Origin of the sequence: Prochlorococcus marinus str. MIT 9314 (genome assembly GCF_000760035.1) — a bacterium.
Taxonomy (GTDB): Bacteria; Cyanobacteriota; Cyanobacteriia; order PCC-6307; family Cyanobiaceae; genus Prochlorococcus_A; species Prochlorococcus_A marinus_B.
This window is the reverse complement of sequence record NZ_JNAO01000003.1, coordinates 14,228-32,662: the sequence shown is the minus strand read 5'-3', so window position 1 is coordinate 32,662 and position 18,435 is coordinate 14,228. Positions and strand designations below refer to the sequence as shown.

Here is an 18,435-nt window from a genome sequence, read left to right as displayed (position 1 = left end):
GGTGGATCTCGTAGAGGAGGAAGAGGCGGCTATGGCGGTGGAAATAATGGCGGCTACGGAGGTGGCGGCTATGGCGGTGGAAATAATGGCGGCTACGGAGGTGGCGGCTATGGCGGTGGAAATAATGGCGGCTACGGAGGTGGCGGCTATGGCGGTGGAAATAATGGATCTAATAGCTCTAACGCTAATAAATCTTCTGGAGCAGAAGGTTGGGAGGACAGAAGTTATGGAAATTCTTCTGATAACTCTGAATATGAAAATGGTAGGATCAGAAGAAAAAGGGGGGTATCTAATGAGAGCAATGCTTCAAACGAGACAAATTAGTAACCCATCTCTTTAAGCGATGTTGTCAGTTTAAATAAATATTCAATATTTAATTCTTTTTTTATAGATTTATTTGAAATTTGATTTCTCCAGATTTTAGCTTTTGGTATACCTTCAACTAAATTTATAAGATGTTTACAAATATCCCAAGATTTTCCTCCATTATTTAAATGAGCTTGTATGTATGGAATCAAGGAAAAAATAATATTTGAAGCAGATTTGGGGTTTTTATTAATTCCATAAATCTTTTGATCAATTTCAGACCATCTCAAAGGATGTTTATAAATTGACCGTCCAATCATGACCCCATCAAAATCATTCAAGGCTTTTAATGATTGATCGATATTTGTTAAACCTCCATTAATTTCTATTAATAAATTTGGATTTGATTCTTTTAATTTTTTTACTACATCATAATTTAGTGGAGGTATTGTTCTATTTTGTTTTGGATTTAGACCTTTTAATATGGCTTTCCTTGCATGAACTGTAAATCTGTCTGCACCGGCATTTGCAATAATTCTTACGAAATTATTCAGGTTAATGAAACCATCATCATTGTCCACACCAATTCTGTGTTTGATAGTTACTGGTAACTTGCAATTATTTTTTAAGGACTCTATACATTTTGCTACTTTTTCAGGGTCTTTCATAAGTGAAGCGCCAAAATTTCCAGAACAGACCCTTGGACTCGGACAACCAACATTAAAGTTTATTTCGTCATAACCCCAATCCTGTGCCATTTGGGCGACCTCTTTAAGGATTTTCGGATCGTCCCCACCAAACTGAATCGATATCGGGTGTTCTTCATCATTAAAGTCTAGAAAATTTTCTCTTTTATTTGTATAAACTAAACTCTGGGCCACAATCATTTCAGTATATAATAGAGCCTCAGAACTTATTTTTCTCATTATCATTCTAAAGTGTTTATCAGTACAATCCATCATTGGAGCAATACTTAATTTGTGAATATTTTTAATAGAATTAGGTTGCATGAAATTCATTTTTTTTGTGATTTAAATATATGAATCAATTTCTATCAAGAAGAGCTTTTATTCTAATTCCTACTATGTCAATCTTAAAATTAATCTTCAATCCCATGCAAGTATTAGCATCTTCACTTGCTTCTAAAGAAGAGTGGAATTTCTCAAAAGAAGAATGGAAAGCTAGGCTTAGTCCAGAATCTTATTATATTTTGAGGGAGGAAGGGACTGAAAGAGCTTTTAGCAGCCAATTAAATAATGAGAAAAGAAAAGGGATGTTTCACTGTGCAGGATGCGATTTGCCGCTTTTTTCCTCAGATAAAAAGTATGATAGTGGTACAGGATGGCCAAGTTTTTGGGACTCAATTCAGGGATCAGTAGAAACAAAAGTTGATTTTAAGTTAATAGTCCCTAGAACTGAATATCATTGCTCTAGATGTGGAGGTCATCAAGGACATGTCTTCAATGATGGGCCACTTCCTACTGGCAAAAGATACTGCAACAATGGACTAGCATTAAGGTTTATTCCTGACTAAATATTTGTGCGGCCTTCCGCAACTTGTTTTGTGCATCACTTTATTGGAGAATAGTTTTATTAAATTTTTGAAAAATGATTGAAAATCAATCAGACAATATTAATAAAGAAAATGATGATTCTATCCAGGGTAATTCTCCTGAAGATAAATCATCTACTCAAAAGTCAACTACCGAAACTGATGAATTATCCTCTGAAAAAACAGAAGAAATTAATGCTGAAGAATTAAAAAATACTATTTCTAATAATGATGCAAGATTAGAACAATTAGAAAAAGAACATGAGACATTAAAAAATCAATATGTAAGGATTTCAGCAGATTTTGATAATTTCAGAAAAAGACAGTCTAGGGACCAGGACGATTTAAAAATTCAACTCGTTTCAAAGACTTTAACTGCAATACTTCCTATTGTTGATAATTTTGAGAGAGCAAGACAACAACTCAAACCAGAAAGTGAAGAAGCTCAAGCTCTTCATAGAAGTTATCAAGGATTGTATAAACAATTGGTAGAAGTTTTAAAACAACAGGGAGTATCACCCATGAGAGTTGTTGGTCAGCAATTTGATCCAAATTTGCATGAAGCTGTATTAAGGGAACCTAGTGAAGAGTTTGAAGAGGATTTTATTATTGAAGAATTGCAGCGAGGATATCACCTAGAAGGTAAGGTTCTGAGACATGCATTGGTCAAGGTTTCTATGGGACCTGGTAAACAAAATTCACAACAGGAAGTAGAAAAGGATACAGTTGAAAGGGATGTCGATTCAGAGGTAAATACTTCTGAAGATGAATAAATTCCAAATTCTTATTTGAGCATTATTTAATGGCTGATTTTTACCAAATACTTGGAGTTTCAAGAGATGCTGATGCGGATACCTTAAAAAGGGCTTATAGAAAATTAGCAAGACAATATCATCCTGATGTTAATAAAGAACCTGGAGCTGAAGATAAATTTAAAGAAATTGGTAAGGCTTATGAAGCTTTAGCCGATCCTGAAACAAGAGCTAGATATGATCAGTTTGGTGAGGCTGGCCTTGGAGGAGCCGCTGGCATGCCTGATATGGGCGATATGGGTGGCTTTGCAGATTTATTTGAAACTTTTTTTAATGGCTTTGGTGGACCAAATCCCCAAGGAGGAAGAACTCAAAGAAGAGGCCCTCAACAAGGTGATGATCTAAGGTATGACCTTAATGTTGACTTTAAAGATGCAATATTTGGTCAACAAAGAGAAATTAAAATTCCTCATCTTGAAACATGTGAAGTCTGTAGGGGAACAGGGGCTAAACAAGGAACTGGACCAAAAACTTGTTCAACTTGTGGGGGAAGTGGACAAGTTAGAAGAGCCACAAGAACTCCTTTTGGTAATTTTACGCAAGTAGCTGAATGTCCTACATGTAATGGAGCTGGTCAGATAATTGCAGATCCGTGTTTAAGTTGCGGCGGTAATGGAGTAAAGCAAGTCAGAAAAAAATTAAGAATTAATATTCCTGCGGGAGTTGATACGGGTACTAAATTAAGAGTTTCCGGAGAGGGAAATGTTGGTTTGAAAGGGGGCCCACCTGGAGATCTTTATGTTTTTATAAAGGTTAAAAATGATTCAAAACTTAAAAGAGATGGTATAACTATTTATTCAGAAATAGATGTGAGTTATTTACAGGCTATTTTAGGAGACACTGTTAAAATTACTACAGTTGATGGGAATGTTAATTTAAAAATTCCAAGTGGTACCCAGCCAAATACAACTCTTTCACTTGAGAATAAAGGGGTACCTAGACTTGGTAATCCTGTTGCTAGAGGAAATCATGAAGTTTTAGTAAAGGTAAAATTGCCAACTCGTATAACTGACGAAGAACGAAAGCTTTTAGAAGGTTTAGCTTCTCAATATTCAGATAAAAATATTAATTCCAGTAGTGGACTTTTTAGTAAATTATTTGGTAAAGAATCCTAATGACTTCTTTAAAGCATTTGGATCTTAAATCTGTTCCATGTCCTTTAAATGTTGTCAAAATCAAATTAGCTTTGGAGAAGTTATCTAAACATGAACATCTTATAGTTGAACTAGATAAAGGTGAACCAGAAGAAATGGTACTAAAGAACTTACAAGAGATGGGATGTTTGTTTAAACAAATTAAAGAAAATGAAAAATTTATAAAAATCAAAATATTGAATGAAAATTAATAAGAAACATTTAGGTTTAGTTACGAAAAAATTTAATGATTATTTTTTAGTTGATTTAAAAAATCAAGAAAATTCTGGAAATAGTGAGAAATTTTTATGTAAGGTGAGGAAGTCTATAAATTTCAATAATCAATTAATTTATGTTGGAGACGAAGTAGTGATTGAAAAAATTGATTTTCAAAGTAAACGCGCATCAATAACAAGTCTAGAAAAAAGAAAAAATCTTTTAGGTAGACCCTCAGTTGCAAATATTTCTAACATATACGTCACTTTTTCCGTTGAAGAACCGGAGTTAAATTTATCTCAAGTTAATAGGTTTTTGATATCAGCAGAATCAATGGGAGTTGAAGTCTCATTAGTTTTGACAAAGTGTGATTTAATTTCTGATAAAAGAAGATCATATCTAATTGATAAATTTGAGAAATGGGGTTACCAAATAATTACTTTAAATTTACAGAAGTCTGATTGTTTTAAAAATTTATTAGCTGAGTTAAAGCAAAAAGAATGTTCGATTTTTATGGGTCCATCCGGAGTTGGTAAAACTACTTTGCTAAATATGATTATTCCAGGTCTTCAAAATAGTACTTCTCCAGTTTCCCATAAAATTAAGAGAGGAAAAAATACTACTCGAAATGTTGAGTTATTTTCTATTTCGAATCAAAGTTACATTGTGGATACTCCTGGATTTAATATGCAACCTCTAGAGGTTGATATTAAGTTGTTACCAAATCTTTATTCAGAAATATATAAACAGGTAATCGAAGAAGGAATTAAGTGTAAATTTCGTAACTGCTTACATTTAAACGATGAGGGATGTAATTTAAATAAATCCTTTGAAAGATATTCTTTTTATAGAGAAATGATTGATTCTTCTAAGAGTCGCTATTATCAAAACCAGGAAGATTAAGATTTAATCCGCCAGTCAAATCGTTCATTCTTTCTTTCATAGTTGTAGTTGATAATTCATGAGCTTTTTGCATAGCTTGTAGAATGTTTTGCTCTATTTGTTCTTTATTTGCATTTAAGATATTTTCTTTGACTTCTACCTTTAAAGGAAGTTGGTTTCCACTAATCCAAACTTTTATCATCTCATCATCACTTGTGCCTTCAATTTCCATATTTTCAAGTTCATCTTGTAATTTTTGAGCATCTTGCTGAATTTGTTTAGCTTTTTTAAAAGCTTCTGTAAGTTGTCCAAAGTTAGGAAGTCCAAAACCCGCCATTTTGTAAAAACGTTTCTTTAGTTAGGATAGTCAAAACCAATCATTCTTACTTCCGGTTGCAAATAAATCCCTTTGTTTTGTAGTACTTTTTGTTGAATTACTGTTATTAATTTATAAATATCTTTTGAACTTGCTGAAGAAGTGTTAATTATAAAATTTGAATGCATTGTAGAAATTTCAGCACCGCCAATTTTAAATCCCTTTAAACCCATATCATCAATTAATTTTGCTGCATAATTTTTTTCAGGATTTTTAAAAACACTACCAAAACTTGGTTGATGATATGGTTGTGTTTCTGTTTTTAATTTAAGGTTATTTTTGGTTGTTTGAATTAATTTTTCTAGATTTCCATTAGGTTCAAAATGTAATCTTGCACTAATAATTGTTAAATCATTTTTTTGAAAAGAGCTAAATCTATACTCAAAATTGATATCTTTTTTTTCAATTTTAAGTTTTTCAAGAGTTTTATTATTAATAACTTTTACGGAAATAAGATTTTTTGCTAGCGATAAATTACCTGTGCCGGCATTCATAAAAATTGCTCCTCCTAATGTTCCTGGAATTCCTACAGCCCATTCCCCTCCTTGCAATCCATTTTTAGCAAGAGAATTAGATAATGTTGGGAGCATTACACCTGCTTCCGCTTCAATAATTCCTGAATATGGTTCTATCTTTAGTGATTTCAATTTTTTTGTACAAACAACTAAGCCTTTTATGAAAATATTATTTATTAAAAGATTTGAACCTGCGCCAATTATTTGACATCTTTGTTTATTTAAATTAGCCCATTTTATTAGATATGAAAGTTCTTCAACGCTTTTCGGCTCAGCAAAATATTCAGCCACTCCTCCCACTTTTATAGTTGTATAACTACTTAAATTACAGTTTTCAGAAAAAATTTTTTTGTTCATAAATTAGTTATTTATTTTAATTATTTTTTCCATTTAAAATTGTCCACAAATTATGACAATCACCAGCTCCCATATTCAAAATTAAATCCCCTTTTTGAGTCAATTCGTAAAAATTCTTTGAAACTTCATAATAATTATTTATGTAACTAACATTTTTATTTTTTTTATAAATCAGATCAGTAATAATTTTCGAAGTAATTTTATCTTCGTTTCTTTCTCCTGCTCCATAAATACTTGTTACATAAATTACATCTGCTTTTGATAATTCTTCAGCGAATTCTTTATTAAATTGCTTTACTCTAGAATATCTATGAGGTTGAAACAAAGCTATCAATCTATTTTGTTGAAATTCATTATTATTTTTTTTCTTAATAAATAATCTTCCCAACTTAATTGTTTCTTTTATTTCTTTTGGGTGATGTGCATAATCATCATATAAACTTCTTTCATCTATTTGGCCTCTAAATTCAAATCTTTTTTTTGGCAATTTCAAATATTTTAAATTTTTCTTAATTTCTATAAAATCTACTCCTATCATTCTGGAAGCTGCTATTGCTGCTGTGATATTGGATAGATTGTGAAGTCCTGGAATTGGAATATTTACATTACTGATAAAATTTCCATTTTCATAATATTTTCCAATTGTATACTTTGAATTAATTTCAGTCGGGATTATTGCATATGCTACGTTTTTAGCCGTAGAATTTGACCACTTATAATTAGAATAAAAATTTTTTCTTGAGGTTTCACAATCAAAATTAAGTAATAATTTTTTAGAGTTTTTAGCGAAACTTTTAAAAGAAGATATGACTTCACTTAAATTAGAAAAGTGATCGCAATGATCAAAATCAATGTTATTGATTATTCCAATATCAGATTTATATTTGTCAATAGTCCCATCAGATTCATCAACTTCAGCTACTAAGTATTTTGTATTTTCTAAATGACAATTAGAGTTGTAAATAGGAATTATGCCTCCAGTTATTGAGGAAGAATTACGTGTACATAACTCAAGTATCGTAGAAAGAAATGTACTAGTTGATGTTTTTCCGTGGCTGCCTGCTATTGCCAATACAGTATAAGTGCGCATTAGCATTGCAAGTATTTCCGAACGATGTTTTATTGGTAAATTTTTTTCTTTGCAATACGAAAATTCTTCATTTTCTGGCTTGATCGCGGAGGTTACAACAAAATTAATTAATCTGTTGGTAAATTTTGAAGTAACAAATTCAATATTTTGTCGAACTTGAGAAGTAAAGATTACTGCACCTAGTTTCTCCAATTTATAAGTTTCATCGTTTTTAACTAAATCAGACCCTGAAACTGAACAACCTTTTTTAAGTAAACCCATTGCTAATGCTGACATTCCAATACCTCCGATCCCAATAAAATGAAAATGACTTTTCAAAAGTAATTTTTTATCCAATGTTTATCTTTTACTTAAATCAAAATAACTTGTAGGTAAAATTTTGCTATTTTTTCTTAAAAAAAAATGTTTTTTTTTCTTGAATTAATACAAAACTAGACTTATTTGCTTAATAAATCAAAAAAACCTTACGTTATTGCACAAAATTCAGTATGATCAGCAACTTAGGTTAATCATTTAGAAATTATTAGTTATGACTTTGCGTGTTGCAATTAACGGCTTTGGCAGAATTGGTCGAAACTTTATGCGTTGTTGGCTTAGTAGAGGGGCTTACACCAATATTGAAGTAGTAGGAATTAACGTTACATCAGATCCTAAGACAAATGCTCATTTATTAAAATATGACTCAGTCCTTGGTCAACTTGATGGTGTTGATATTCAATATACTGATGATACTTTTGTAATTAATAACAAGACAATTAAATGTTTTTCAGATAGAAACCCAATGAATCTCCCTTGGAAAGACTGGGGTGTAGATTTGGTTATTGAATCTACTGGAGTATTTAATACAGACGTAGGTGCAAGTAAGCACTTAGAGGTAGGCGCAAAAAAAGTTATCTTAACTGCGCCTGGTAAAGGCGATGGCGTTGGTACTTATGTAGTTGGTGTTAATGCTGATATATATAAACACAAAGATTACGATATTTTGAGTAATGCTAGTTGTACAACGAACTGTTTAGCTCCTGTAGTCAAAGTTTTAGATCAAACTTTTGGGATAAATAAAGGTTTGATGACTACAATTCATAGTTATACAGGTGATCAAAGAATTTTAGATAACAGTCATAGAGATTTAAGAAGGGCTAGAGCCGCTGCTACAAACATTGTTCCTACTTCTACAGGGGCTGCAAAAGCAGTAGCTCTTGTATACCCAGAAATGAAAGGCAAATTAACTGGGATTGCAATGAGAGTTCCCACTCCTAACGTTTCAGCAGTAGATTTTGTTTTTGAATCTTCTAAATCTGTCACAGCTGAAGAAGTCAATAATGCTCTCAAGGAAGCATCTTTAAGCACTATGAAAGGAATCATTAAGTATGGAGATGAACCATTAGTGTCAAGCGATTATGCAGGTACCAATGAATCATCAATTGTAGATAGTGATCTTACTATGTGTATTGGAGATAACCTTGTAAAGGTGCTTGCATGGTATGACAATGAGTGGGGTTATAGTCAGAGAGTTGTAGATTTAGCAGAGATTGTTGCCAAAAATTGGGAGTAATTAAAAGTGTTTGAAAGGTGTGTTATTAAATAATTTATTTTTATTATTATCTTTAAATTCTATTGATGGTTCACCATCAGTAAAAAAACCAATCTCGTTAATATCTTTATCAAGTTTAGATAAATTTCCTGCCCATTTTTTGGGCAATGAGAAAACTAATTCATAATCTTCTCCTCCAAAAAAATAGTATTCGTCCCATTTATCTCCTTTAGGCCAATCCTTATCTTTAGGTATTTTTTCATAGTTTATGATCGCTTTGCAGTTGCTAGCTATTGCTAAATCTTGTAAGGCTTGAAATAGACCATCACTGCTATCAGTACATCCTATTCTCTTTATATTTTTGTTGGAGCGAGTTTTGAGGAGATTATTGAGAAAATTTGGGTAAACTCTAGGACGACAAAAATGTTCAATAGACTTAATGATTAATCTTTGATTAAGAGAAAATTCATTATCGAAATTAATTTTATTTTGTATCAAAAATCCTAGTTTGCTAAGACCATGAATTCCTGTAGTTAAGATTATATCTCCTGGTTTACATGCGTTTCTTCTTAATTCAAGTTCACCTTGAATTCCAAAGGCCGTAATTGAAATGATTTTTTCACTCCCCTTTGAGCAATCTCCCCCTAGAATCAATCCGCCATATTTTTTTAATGCTTTATTTATTCCTTTGTATACTTCTTCAACCCAAATCCACTCAGTTCTAACAGGTAGAACTAGGCTTATTGTAATACCAATAGTTTTCTTGCTTCCACTAGATAATAAGTCAGAGATGTTACTTACAACTGCTTTCCACCCAAGGTCTTGAGGACAAATACTAGTGTCATTGAAATGAACATTTTCCACTAAAGAATCTGTATTAACAAGTAAATTTTCATTTTTAGTTTTGATTAAAGCGCAATCATCTGACACTTGATTTTTAGGCATAAATTTTCCTAGCCTATTTATTAATTCTTTTTCCCCTATATTTTCTAATATTTCTTTATGCATTTAATTTGAGGTTTTCAATCCCTTCTAAAACATCAATCGAAATTATTGTGTCATCTTTAGTAAGCTCTTCTAATACATCAAATCCATCTACAACGTAACCAAAGGCAGCATTCCTCCCGTCAATTAAATTGCGACCCGCTGGATTTAATTCTGCTTCATATAAAAAGAAGAAAAATTGCGATGAACCATCATCAACTGCGGCATTCGAATGGGACCATCCTAGAGTTCCAAGTGTTGCAAAAGGTAATGTTGGCGTCTCTGTGTAAAGACCTAAATCTTCAAAAGTTTGATTGTAAAAAGTATCTTGTTCATCAGGAATTCTTATTTCTAAGGGAACATGACGTTCTTCGTTTGTTTCAGGATCTATGTAACCAATATCATCGCCAATTGGATCACCTGTTTGCAGTACAAAAAATTCTTCTGCTCTATTGATGGGTAAATCTTTGTAGAAGTTTTTTGAAGATAAATCTATAAATGCTCCTGCTGTAAGTGGGGCGTTAAAGCCATCAACAATTGCTTGCATATCTCCTTTGGAGGTTTTTATATTGACTTTTGCTCTGCCAAGTAATCTTGGCAAATTATCAAATTTCTGGGGAATAGAGTATGGAAATTCTTTTGGTAGAAAATATTCTTCTAATCCACCTATTTTATCTAAAGCATTTCTTCGAGTCGCTATAAAAGAGTATTTATCCTTTGATTTAGAGTAATCTTGAAGGCTATCAAAATTTTCTTTGAGTTCTAAAAATGTTTTTTCAGTAATCTTCTTTTTATCTTTTGGTAATTCTTGAATAATTTTACTTTGGTATTTTTTTAGCAAAGATTGACATTTTGTAACAGTTTTCGTAAGAGCGGGCCATCTTCCTCCTCTTACAAGGTCACTAGTTTCTTCCAATTTGTGTTGAATTTCTTGCAACTCAACTTGCTTGATAGGGAGTGCGTTTCTGAGGATTGCATTAGGGTCTTTTACTGCATTTCCAGTGGGTAAATCAGCTAATACTTGAATAGGTTTTAAAAGAAAAACCTGTAAAATTACAATCGAAAGAATTAAGAAAAGTTTGTTCTGATTTGATAAGAATTTTTGCATAGCACTCTTGCAGGTTTATGATCCTTGGGGGATGTAATACAGGAATGATTTCCAGTAACGATTTTCGCACAGGTACTACCATCGAATTGGATGGACAAGTTTGGCGTGTTGTAGAATTTCTACATGTCAAGCCTGGTAAGGGTTCTGCTTTCGTACGAACAAAATTAAAATCAGTTCAAAGCGGCAACGTTGTTGAAAAAACTTTTCGAGCCGGAGAATCAGTACAGCAGGCTATCCTTGAGAAGTCTAACCTGCAACATACTTATGTGGAGTCTGGCGATTATGTTTTTATGGACATGACAAGTTTTGAAGAGACAAGACTCACTTCTGAACAAATCGGTAAAGGGGCAAAGTATTTGAAAGAGGGAATGGAGGTTAATGTAATTTTCCATAATGGTAAAGTTTTAGAAGTAGAACTTCCAATATCTATTACTTTGAAAGTTACAGAGACTGATCCAGGAGTTAAAGGTGACACTGCTAGTGGGGGCACGAAACCAGCTATTCTAGAAACAGGTGCTCAAGTTATGGTTCCTTTATTTATTTCTGTGGGAGAAATGATTAAAGTTGATACTCGAAATGACACTTATCTTGGACGTGAAAATTAATGGCTATGAAATTAGATCATGATGACTTAGATCGCTTAATAGAGAAAATCTCTACAAGTGATATACAGGAGTTCTCGCTAGAGGGAGAAGATTTTAAACTCGAAATAAAAAGGAATATTGTTGATCAGAATCAAGTTATTAATAATTCAGTTTCTAATACTTCATTTGATAAGCAGACAATTGCAAGTCAAAAAACTATTAATGATAATATCCCTCTTGTTAATGAGCCTGAAGCACCTCAGGTGGCTCCCCCAGGACGTTCTGACCTAACTGAAATTACTTCTCCTATGGTTGGGACATTTTATAGGGCTGCAGCGCCTGATGAGGAGCCATTTGTTGAAGTAGGTAATAACGTTAAGGTTGGTCAAACCATTTGTATTTTAGAAGCAATGAAGTTAATGAATGAAATTGAATCTGAATTTAACGCTGAAATAGTAGAGATTCTCGTTGAAAATGGGACACCAGTTGAATTTGGTCAAGTTTTAATGCGTGTTAAGCAATCTTGAATTGTTAGTCATTTCTATAGCAGCTTTTATAGCTTCAATCATGCTTTGAGATTGAGCAATGCCTTTGCCAGCAATATCAAATCCCGTTCCATGATCAGGAGATGTTCTTATAAAAGGTAAACCGATTGTTGTATTAACTGAGTAATTAAGAGCTATCACTTTCATTGGTATTAAACCTTGATCATGATACATAGCAAGAATGCCATCGTGCTTATCAGCATCTTTTTCATTCCATGCTTTTACGGAAGAATTCCAGCAACTATCTGGTGACAAAGGACCTAATAATTTAATATCTCTATTCTTTTCGTTCCATGCAATTAATGCATCATTGAGCCAATCTTTTTCTTCACTACCCAAAATCCCCTCCTCGCCAGCATGAGGGTTTAATCCCGCTATTTTTAACTTAGGTTTATCAATATAGCTACTACAAAAATCTTTGAAAAGGTCTAATTTTGAATGGATCAAATTTGTAGTTAATTGCTTGGGAACCTCACAAAGAGGTATGTGAGTTGTCGCTAGTAGGGTATTGAATCTCCAACCTGTGATTGGTGATTTTGCTGTGAATAACATTCCAACATTTTTAATTCCACACGATTTTGCTAAAACTTCAGTTTGTCCAGAAAAGTAATGACCTGCCATTGACCATGATTTCTTGCAGATTGGTCCAGTTACAAGTGCTGAATTACGATATTGCTTTACAATTTCAATTGCTTTTGTTAAGTAACAGAAACTTGAATTACCGTAATTTGATTTAGGGTCATTATCTGATGAAGAAATTTCGAGATCATAAATTTTTAGAGAATTTGGATTAGCTAGTTTTTCTAAACCAAGAGCCTTGAGGTGATTATATGTATTTAATAGATTTTTTTTAGAACCTACCAATGTAAAGTCAATATTGTCAGGAATTTCATTGGAACAAAGTGCTTTTAAGATTACTTCGGGTCCAATTCCTGACTCATCTCCGACGCTTATTACTACTTTCAATTCTTTATTAGTATTCTCAAAGTTCATAAAAAGTTTTTAAATTTATTTTTAACTATTTGAAAAGCAATTTTTTAAGCCTATTTTATAGTTTTTATAAATTAGTTTATATCCAAGTTTTTCGCATAAAAGTTTATTCGAAACTCTTCTATTTTCCATCCAAAAAGATTGAGCTATAGGTGATAATTCCTCTTTTGCATCTTCAAATAAAATTGGCTTTGGCATTGTTAGACCAATTAAATCGTAGCAATACTGCATAACTTCAATTTGAGAACAGGGCTCATCATCCGCAATGTTAATAATTTGATAAAACTTTAAGGAATTTTTATTTTGTAATAGATAAATAATTGCATTTGTAATGTCAGCAACATGAACTCTTGAAAAGACCTGATTTTTTTTAGATATAACGCAAATTTTTTTATTTTTTATTGCTTCAAAAGTAGATCTTCCTGGTCCATAAATGCCAGGTAATCTAAAAATTTGTACAGGTAAACCAGATTCAATCCATTTTTTTTCGCAATTTAATCTATTGTGACTTCTTTTTTGAAAAGGATTTGGCTGATCTATTTCAGAAACCCAACCACCATTTGTGTTCCCATATACTCCTGTGGTAGATAAATATCCAATCCATTCAAGGGGTAAATCTTGTAGTTTACTTTGAAGGCTTTCTAATACGGGATCATTTCCATTTTTGTCAGGGGGTATGCAACTTAGTATATGGGTTACTCCATCAAGAATTTTTGCTTCAGGAACCGTACCGTTTTCACTGTTGAAAACAAAACTATTAGGATCTTTGCTTGAAGATCTTGAGCTTGTTAAAACAGTGCAACCGAATTTTTTAATAGTTTTTGCAAAAAAACTGCCGCTGAAACCACACCCTAAGATTAAAAATTTATTTTTATTTCCGAGTAAACTTGCAGGCTTTTTCATGCTAGGTTAAAGTAGTACATATGTATTAAATGATGATGAAAACAGCTCTTAAGACCGAGTTAAAATCAAAAACTTTTTGTGTTAGCAAAAGTTATCCACGTTTTGTAGAGAAAGAAGTAGGTTCACTTAATTTTAAATCCTATCAAAAATTATTTGTCTTTCTTATTGCATTTTCGACAATTTTAATATTCCCAGAATCCCCGAAAGAATTGGAAAATATATGTGAAAATTATAACTCTAGAAAAATATGCAATGTTTGGTAGTCAAGCTGCTTTATATTCTGATTCATTTTTTTCGTAATTTTTACTTTTTATCTTAAAATTCGGGTTAGCCCACTGCAGTAATCTAATAGCTAATCTTAAATCTCCCTCTAACCAAGCTCTTATAGCCATTGCTCTTCGAGGATCATAAAATTTTTGTCGTCTATACCAATACAAAGCATTTTCATCTGATTTATCCCCATTACAAGAAAGACATGCAGGTACACAGTTTTCTGTTGTACTTAAGCCTCCTTGGCTTCGTGGTATTACATGGTCAATAGATTCAGATGGTTTTCCGCAATATATACAACTTTTTCCTGTAAAACGATGAATAGATTTTCGCCATTGTCTAAATCTGAACTTAGGACATAAATCCTCTAAAAACACCGCATCATTAATATGCATTCAGAATATTTAGTTAAATAAATAATGGCTTGAATATTTTAAAAGTCAATAATTCTTCTTGCTTTTTAGCCTAAATTTGCCAGTAAAAATATCTTTTAGTGTGTTTAGATACAAAATAGTATTTATTAAATTTAGCAAAAAGTATTATCTTTCTGAAAACTTAATTAATAACTATATCTATCGAGTGTTTCATCAGTAAATTCTTCAGAAATTTCTTCATTAGTTTCTTCTAATTCTTTTTCTAATTTTTTTCTTTTGTTTTCTCTATCTTTTGCTTCTTTTTCTTTTCTTTTTGCTTCTTTTTCTAAATCTCGTATTAGTTTTCTATTTGGATGAAGATTATCTAAATATTCAACGCAATAACTAAATTTTTCTCTTTCCCTAATAACTGTTTCAGTAATTTGCGCTGCTGCATTTTTAGGTGAAACTTTAAATAATCCGCCTTTTTGTTTTTTTATATACGCATAAGCTGCATCCCAACTACTTTCATGGTCATTTCCGCCGTCTCTCATAGTACAAAATATTTCCGCTCCAAATGCACTTGCATTTACTCTTGGCGTAGTAAGGGTCAGAGGAGCGAAAATTCCCAACGCTAATGGTATTAGTTTTTTCTTCTTAAATCTCTGCATTAGACTTTTATCTTCTATTTAAAAATATCTTTTATTGTGAATATGTCTATAGAAATTTAAGATTTAATCACTCCAAATATATTCAAGCATTTTACAACTAAAGGAAGAATTAAGAGTACAGTGATCAATCTGACAGCGTGTAAAGTTGCTACCGCAGGCCCCACTCCGTATTCAGATCCTACAAGACTCATTCCGCTAATTCCTCCTGGTGCAGCTCCTAGAATTGTTGTAATAATATCTATTTTCAGTAATCTGCTTGTCCACAAACCAATTGCTAATCCAGTAACAACTAAAGTAAAAGTTATTAATATCGCTGGTCTCCATAAATTTTGAATATCAATTAATGAGTCTTTTGTTAATGACGTGCCAATGACTGTTCCAATTCCAATTTCTAAAATTGTTCTTGTCCCGATTGGCCACTCTGCGATTTCGACTTTGCCACTTATGCTAAGTATGCTTGCTCCTATTAAAGCACCAGCCAGAGGAGCCGCAGGAATACCTGTTTTTAAAGCTAAAGCTCCAAAAATACAACCTGCAAAAAGGTAATAGATTAGATTTATGTTAGGCATAAATTTAAAGGATGTTTGAACACAATATTAGAAACAATTTTTTTTGTTTAAGTTTATAGTCAAAAAAAATTTTTAGTTTCCTCTCATAATGTCCCCTTTTGTTGGCATAATATTACTTAAAGCATGAATTTTTTATGTCTTCACAAATTTCATACAAAGATAATAAAAACCGCATAAAGAAAAAATTATCTTTTTTTGAGGGTGGCCACCAGCTCGAAAAATTAGAGTTTGCTCTTGCAATAGCTCAAACAAAAGGCGATGAAAAAAAATCAATCGTTCTTAGAAAAAAGATTGTTGAATTAGGTGGAAATATTGAAGAGCCAGGTACTTAACTTAATTTTCCTCTAGATATTTTGATACAGTAACTAATGCTTCACCAGCTTGCTCGGCAGTAATTTTACCGAGTTTGAGTAGTGTGTTACTTATAGCAGAAACTACAGTAATAATATCTCTATCATTTACATAACCTAAATGTCCGACTCTAAATATTTTTCCCTTCAGATGATCTTGGCCACCCGCAAGTAAAATATCAAAATTATTCTTTATTGTTTTTCTAAATTCTTCAGCATCAATTCCTTCAGTCTTTATTGCAGTGATTGAAGGACTTAAATATTTTTCATCAGCAAATAATTTTAGATTTAAAGCCTTTACTGCATTGCTCATCGCAAATTTGTGTTTATTGTGTCTTAGGAAAATGTTATTTAAGCCCTCTTCTCGCATCATTTTTAAAGCTTCATCTAAAGCAAAAACTAAATTAACTGCTGGGGTGTATGGATTACTGTTAGTCAAAAGACTTTTTCTGTAGGATTTTAAATTTAAATAAAATTTTGGTAAATTAGATTTTTCTGCAGCTTCCCATGCTTTTTGGCTCATCGATATAAAGCTAAGCCCAGGAGGTATCATATATCCCTTTTGTGAGCCTGATGCAACAATATCTAATTTCCATTCATCAACTGGTACATTACAGGCTCCAAGACTTGTAACGCAGTCAACAATTGATAAAGCTGTGCCGTGTGCACGAATATATGAACTAATAGTTTCTAAATCATTAATTACACCTGTAGAGGTTTCGGAATGAGTTAAAATGACCGCCTTTATTTCTTTTTGTTTATCTTCCTCTAATACCTTTTTGAATTCTTCTGGATCAAGTGGAGTTCCCCATGCGGAATCAATTTTTATTACTTTCAGACCAAATTCTTGAGCAACTTTTACCCATCTTTCGCCAAATTTTCCATTTTCTCCACAAATTACTTTATCTCCTCTACTTAAGGTATTTATTATTCCAGCTTCCATGGCGGCAGTTCCACTACCAGTGATTGTTAGAACATCATTTTGAGTTTGATGAAGCCACTTTAAATTTTTAGTAGTACTCTCTACGAGATCTTGAAATTCTTTACTTCGATGGCCTATTGGATGCTTACTTAATGCTTGTAAAACTTTTTCTGGAACTGGTGTAGGTCCAGGAATCATCAATGATAATTTTTGTTGTATGGCCACTTTTTATTAAATAGGTCATTCTTAGATTAGTTCTCATTATATATTTTTCAATTACTTGATTTGAAAAAAGGATTTTCTTTACCTATGTGGGTTGCTGGAGCTGCTAGGTCAGCATTAAATAAACTAGTAGGGTTACCATTTAAGAATTATGAACTAATAAAAATTCCTAATAAAAAAAAAGAAATAAAAATTGAGATTCATTCTGTTGGTCTATTTAAAGATGACTCGCATGCATTAGGAATCACCTTTGCAAAGTCTGGCTTAGATCTTGATATTACACAAAATTTAGAGATATGGACAATAGCCTCTTTAGAAAAAATTTCTTTTAATAATCCTGTTCAAACAATCCCAATAAATATTATTGCAGGATCTGGTGTAGGCATAAAAGAAGATACAGCAGAGATATGCATTTCTAATTTTGCTAAAGAAGTTTTATATGAAAATTTATTAGATAATATTCCTGCCGGCTTTATTTTGAAATTAGAAATTATTTTCCCAAAGGGGGCGTTTTTAGCAGAAAGAACTAGTAATAAGTCATTTGGTATTGTTAACGGATTATCTGTAATTGGTACTTCTGCTGAGACTTATTCGAGTGCTTCACCTGATCAATTAGAAGAGGCAAAAAAAAATCTTGCAAAGTTAATTCAAAATGATTTTAAAGGGAAAGTTTTATTTGTTATTGGTGAAAATGGGTTAAATTTGGCCAAAACTTATAGTGTTAATTTGCCAATTATCAAAATTGGAAATTGGATAGGACCGTTATTAGTCGATGCTGCAATAAAAAAAGTTAAAACTGTAATTCTTTTTGGTTATCATGGGAAATTAATTAAATTAGCAGGCGGTATTTTTCATACACATAATCATTTGGCTGATGCAAGAATTGAGATTCTTGTTTATTTAGCCGTTCAAGAAAAGTTACCACCTGAAATAATAGTTGAATTATCTCAGTTAGATAATCTTGAGAATGCATTACAACTTCTTGAAAAATTTAATAAATCTTTAGCTGATAAATTATTCAAGAATTTATCAAATACGATCGAAAAGCGTTCTTTCACTTATGTTAATAGGTATGTAAAAACCGATATGGAAATTGCATCAATCATTTTTGATAGAAAAAGGAAAATTAGATGGGCTGGAATTAATGGCAATAATTATATTTCTTATTTTCAATGAGATTAATTTATGATTCAT

Annotated in this window: 22 protein-coding genes and 1 pseudogene; 11 read left to right on the top strand and 12 right to left on the bottom strand. The window is 32.1% G+C overall.

Going from position 1 to position 18,435, the window contains the following annotated elements:
* Nucleotides 1-324: pseudogene (locus tag EU98_RS07300) on the top strand (RNA recognition motif domain-containing protein); the annotation flags it as partial.
* Here EU98_RS07300 and dusA read toward each other — a convergent pair.
* Nucleotides 321-1,325 carry a tRNA dihydrouridine(20/20a) synthase DusA gene (gene dusA / locus EU98_RS07305; protein ID WP_032515161.1) on the bottom strand — a complete coding sequence of 335 codons (1,005 nt, stop codon included), beginning with the start codon at nucleotides 1,323-1,325 and terminating at the stop codon, nucleotides 321-323. The pseudogene EU98_RS07300 and the gene dusA sit on opposite strands and share 4 nt — an antisense overlap.
* Nucleotides 1,326-1,345: 20 nt before the next feature.
* Here dusA and msrB point away from each other — a divergent pair, with 20 nt between their 5' ends.
* The 5 genes from msrB (at nucleotide 1,346) to rsgA (ending at nucleotide 4,922) form a co-directional block, all read left to right on the top strand.
* Nucleotides 1,346-1,840: a peptide-methionine (R)-S-oxide reductase MsrB gene (gene msrB, locus EU98_RS07310; RefSeq protein WP_032515160.1), complete on the top strand. Its 495-nt coding sequence runs from the start codon at nucleotides 1,346-1,348 to the stop codon at nucleotides 1,838-1,840.
* Between the two features lie 74 nt (nucleotides 1,841-1,914).
* Entirely contained in the window at nucleotides 1,915-2,631 is a 717-nt protein-coding gene (gene grpE / locus EU98_RS0108755) for a nucleotide exchange factor GrpE (RefSeq protein WP_032515159.1), read from the top strand.
* A 29-nt stretch (nucleotides 2,632-2,660) separates the two neighbouring features.
* Nucleotides 2,661-3,785, top strand: a complete 1,125-nt coding sequence (gene dnaJ / locus EU98_RS07315; protein WP_032515158.1) for a molecular chaperone DnaJ — start codon at nucleotides 2,661-2,663, stop codon at nucleotides 3,783-3,785.
* A complete protein-coding gene (locus EU98_RS07320; protein WP_032515157.1) occupies nucleotides 3,785-4,015 on the top strand; it encodes a sulfurtransferase TusA family protein in 231 nt (76 codons plus the stop codon). Before dnaJ ends, EU98_RS07320 begins: the two co-directional genes overlap by 1 nt.
* A complete protein-coding gene (gene rsgA, locus EU98_RS07325; protein ID WP_032515155.1) occupies nucleotides 4,005-4,922 on the top strand; it encodes a ribosome small subunit-dependent GTPase A in 918 nt (305 codons plus the stop codon). The genes EU98_RS07320 and rsgA overlap by 11 nt, the downstream gene beginning before the upstream one ends.
* Here rsgA and EU98_RS07330 read toward each other — a convergent pair.
* The 3 genes from EU98_RS07330 to murC are packed head-to-tail and all read right to left on the bottom strand — an operon-like array spanning nucleotide 4,888 to nucleotide 7,575.
* A complete protein-coding gene (locus EU98_RS07330; RefSeq protein ID WP_032515154.1) occupies nucleotides 4,888-5,238 on the bottom strand; it encodes a YbaB/EbfC family nucleoid-associated protein in 351 nt (116 codons plus the stop codon). The two genes, rsgA and EU98_RS07330, sit on opposite strands and share 35 nt — an antisense overlap.
* Nucleotides 5,239-5,255: 17 nt before the next feature.
* On the bottom strand, nucleotides 5,256-6,149 hold the full coding sequence (gene murB, locus EU98_RS07335; RefSeq protein ID WP_032515152.1) for a UDP-N-acetylmuramate dehydrogenase: 894 nt from the start codon (nucleotides 6,147-6,149) through the stop codon (nucleotides 5,256-5,258).
* A gap of 16 nt (nucleotides 6,150-6,165) precedes the next feature.
* A complete protein-coding gene (gene murC / locus EU98_RS07340) occupies nucleotides 6,166-7,575 on the bottom strand; it encodes a UDP-N-acetylmuramate--L-alanine ligase (protein WP_032515150.1) in 1,410 nt (469 codons plus the stop codon).
* Between the two features lie 193 nt (nucleotides 7,576-7,768).
* Between murC and gap the strand changes: the two genes are divergently transcribed.
* Entirely contained in the window at nucleotides 7,769-8,791 is a 1,023-nt protein-coding gene (gene gap / locus EU98_RS07345) for a type I glyceraldehyde-3-phosphate dehydrogenase (RefSeq protein WP_032515148.1), read from the top strand.
* Here gap and thiL read toward each other — a convergent pair whose 3' ends face one another.
* Nucleotides 8,792-9,778: a thiamine-phosphate kinase gene (thiL, locus tag EU98_RS07350; protein WP_032515146.1), complete on the bottom strand. Its 987-nt coding sequence runs from the start codon at nucleotides 9,776-9,778 to the stop codon at nucleotides 8,792-8,794.
* Entirely contained in the window at nucleotides 9,771-10,862 is a 1,092-nt protein-coding gene (locus tag EU98_RS07355) for a peptidylprolyl isomerase (protein ID WP_032515145.1), read from the bottom strand. Before EU98_RS07355 ends, thiL begins: the two co-directional genes overlap by 8 nt.
* Before the next feature lie 44 nt (nucleotides 10,863-10,906).
* Here EU98_RS07355 and efp point away from each other — a divergent pair, with 44 nt between their 5' ends.
* The gene (gene efp / locus EU98_RS07360) at nucleotides 10,907-11,467 is read left to right on the top strand and encodes an elongation factor P (RefSeq protein WP_025923778.1); all 561 of its coding nucleotides are present in this window, start codon (nucleotides 10,907-10,909) and stop codon (nucleotides 11,465-11,467) included.
* Nucleotides 11,467-11,973 (top strand): acetyl-CoA carboxylase biotin carboxyl carrier protein, encoded by a 507-nt coding sequence (accB, locus tag EU98_RS07365; RefSeq protein WP_032515144.1) that lies wholly within the window; start codon nucleotides 11,467-11,469, stop codon nucleotides 11,971-11,973. Before efp ends, accB begins: the two co-directional genes overlap by 1 nt.
* On the opposite strand, the gene pdxA is transcribed toward accB, so the two are convergent.
* The 5 genes from pdxA to EU98_RS07395 form a co-directional block, all read right to left on the bottom strand.
* Nucleotides 11,950-12,984 (bottom strand): 4-hydroxythreonine-4-phosphate dehydrogenase PdxA, encoded by a 1,035-nt coding sequence (pdxA, locus tag EU98_RS07370; protein WP_032515143.1) that lies wholly within the window; start codon nucleotides 12,982-12,984, stop codon nucleotides 11,950-11,952. The two genes, accB and pdxA, sit on opposite strands and share 24 nt — an antisense overlap.
* Before the next feature lie 21 nt (nucleotides 12,985-13,005).
* Nucleotides 13,006-13,884, bottom strand: coding sequence for an oxidoreductase (locus EU98_RS07375; protein WP_032515142.1), 879 nt, complete (start codon nucleotides 13,882-13,884; stop codon nucleotides 13,006-13,008).
* Nucleotides 13,885-14,147: 263 nt separating this feature from the next.
* Entirely contained in the window at nucleotides 14,148-14,549 is a 402-nt protein-coding gene (locus EU98_RS07385; protein ID WP_032515139.1) for an HNH endonuclease, read from the bottom strand.
* Between the two features lie 164 nt (nucleotides 14,550-14,713).
* Nucleotides 14,714-15,178, bottom strand: coding sequence for a DUF6554 family protein (locus EU98_RS07390; protein ID WP_032515137.1), 465 nt, complete (start codon nucleotides 15,176-15,178; stop codon nucleotides 14,714-14,716).
* 56 nt (nucleotides 15,179-15,234) lie between these two features.
* Nucleotides 15,235-15,747, bottom strand: a complete 513-nt coding sequence (locus EU98_RS07395; RefSeq protein WP_032515135.1) for an AbrB family transcriptional regulator — start codon at nucleotides 15,745-15,747, stop codon at nucleotides 15,235-15,237.
* Nucleotides 15,748-15,881: 134 nt separating this feature from the next.
* Here EU98_RS07395 and EU98_RS07400 point away from each other — a divergent pair, with 134 nt between their 5' ends.
* The gene (locus EU98_RS07400; protein ID WP_032515134.1) at nucleotides 15,882-16,079 is read left to right on the top strand and encodes a hypothetical protein; all 198 of its coding nucleotides are present in this window, start codon (nucleotides 15,882-15,884) and stop codon (nucleotides 16,077-16,079) included.
* A 1-nt stretch (nucleotide 16,080) separates the two neighbouring features.
* Here the strand turns inward: EU98_RS07400 and EU98_RS07405 are convergent, their stop codons facing one another.
* Nucleotides 16,081-17,217: a pyridoxal-phosphate-dependent aminotransferase family protein gene (locus EU98_RS07405; protein WP_032515131.1), complete on the bottom strand. Its 1,137-nt coding sequence runs from the start codon at nucleotides 17,215-17,217 to the stop codon at nucleotides 16,081-16,083.
* An 87-nt stretch (nucleotides 17,218-17,304) separates the two neighbouring features.
* On the opposite strand from EU98_RS07405, the gene cbiD reads away from it, so the two are divergent.
* Nucleotides 17,305-18,417: a cobalt-precorrin-5B (C(1))-methyltransferase CbiD gene (cbiD, locus tag EU98_RS07410; RefSeq protein WP_032515130.1), complete on the top strand. Its 1,113-nt coding sequence runs from the start codon at nucleotides 17,305-17,307 to the stop codon at nucleotides 18,415-18,417.
* The last annotated feature ends 18 nt before the right edge of the window (nucleotides 18,418-18,435 follow it).

Excerpts from the sequence above, each read along its gene's own strand:
- EU98_RS07385 (WP_032515139.1), bottom strand. The coding sequence starts at position 14,549 with ATGCATATTAATGATGCGGTGTTTTTAGAGGATTTATGTCCTAAGTTC.
- EU98_RS07395 (WP_032515135.1), bottom strand. The coding sequence starts at position 15,747 with ATGCCTAACATAAATCTAATCTATTACCTTTTTGCAGGTTGTATTTTT.
- dnaJ (WP_032515158.1), top strand. The coding sequence starts at position 2,661 with ATGGCTGATTTTTACCAAATACTTGGAGTTTCAAGAGATGCTGATGCG.
- grpE (WP_032515159.1), top strand. The coding sequence starts at position 1,915 with ATGATTGAAAATCAATCAGACAATATTAATAAAGAAAATGATGATTCT.
- EU98_RS07375 (WP_032515142.1), bottom strand. The coding sequence starts at position 13,884 with ATGAAAAAGCCTGCAAGTTTACTCGGAAATAAAAATAAATTTTTAATC.
- thiL (WP_032515146.1), bottom strand. The coding sequence starts at position 9,778 with ATGCATAAAGAAATATTAGAAAATATAGGGGAAAAAGAATTAATAAAT.
- dusA (WP_032515161.1), bottom strand. The coding sequence starts at position 1,325 with ATGAATTTCATGCAACCTAATTCTATTAAAAATATTCACAAATTAAGT.
- EU98_RS07355 (WP_032515145.1), bottom strand. The coding sequence starts at position 10,862 with ATGCAAAAATTCTTATCAAATCAGAACAAACTTTTCTTAATTCTTTCG.
- gap (WP_032515148.1), top strand. The coding sequence starts at position 7,769 with ATGACTTTGCGTGTTGCAATTAACGGCTTTGGCAGAATTGGTCGAAAC.
- msrB (WP_032515160.1), top strand. The coding sequence starts at position 1,346 with ATGAATCAATTTCTATCAAGAAGAGCTTTTATTCTAATTCCTACTATG.
- EU98_RS07405 (WP_032515131.1), bottom strand. The coding sequence starts at position 17,217 with ATGATTCCTGGACCTACACCAGTTCCAGAAAAAGTTTTACAAGCATTA.
- efp (WP_025923778.1), top strand. The coding sequence starts at position 10,907 with ATGATTTCCAGTAACGATTTTCGCACAGGTACTACCATCGAATTGGAT.
- EU98_RS07330 (WP_032515154.1), bottom strand. The coding sequence starts at position 5,238 with ATGGCGGGTTTTGGACTTCCTAACTTTGGACAACTTACAGAAGCTTTT.
- EU98_RS07390 (WP_032515137.1), bottom strand. The coding sequence starts at position 15,178 with ATGCAGAGATTTAAGAAGAAAAAACTAATACCATTAGCGTTGGGAATT.
- EU98_RS07320 (WP_032515157.1), top strand. The coding sequence starts at position 3,785 with ATGACTTCTTTAAAGCATTTGGATCTTAAATCTGTTCCATGTCCTTTA.
- accB (WP_032515144.1), top strand. The coding sequence starts at position 11,467 with ATGGCTATGAAATTAGATCATGATGACTTAGATCGCTTAATAGAGAAA.
- rsgA (WP_032515155.1), top strand. The coding sequence starts at position 4,005 with ATGAAAATTAATAAGAAACATTTAGGTTTAGTTACGAAAAAATTTAAT.
- EU98_RS07400 (WP_032515134.1), top strand. The coding sequence starts at position 15,882 with ATGTCTTCACAAATTTCATACAAAGATAATAAAAACCGCATAAAGAAA.
- murB (WP_032515152.1), bottom strand. The coding sequence starts at position 6,149 with ATGAACAAAAAAATTTTTTCTGAAAACTGTAATTTAAGTAGTTATACA.
- pdxA (WP_032515143.1), bottom strand. The coding sequence starts at position 12,984 with ATGAACTTTGAGAATACTAATAAAGAATTGAAAGTAGTAATAAGCGTC.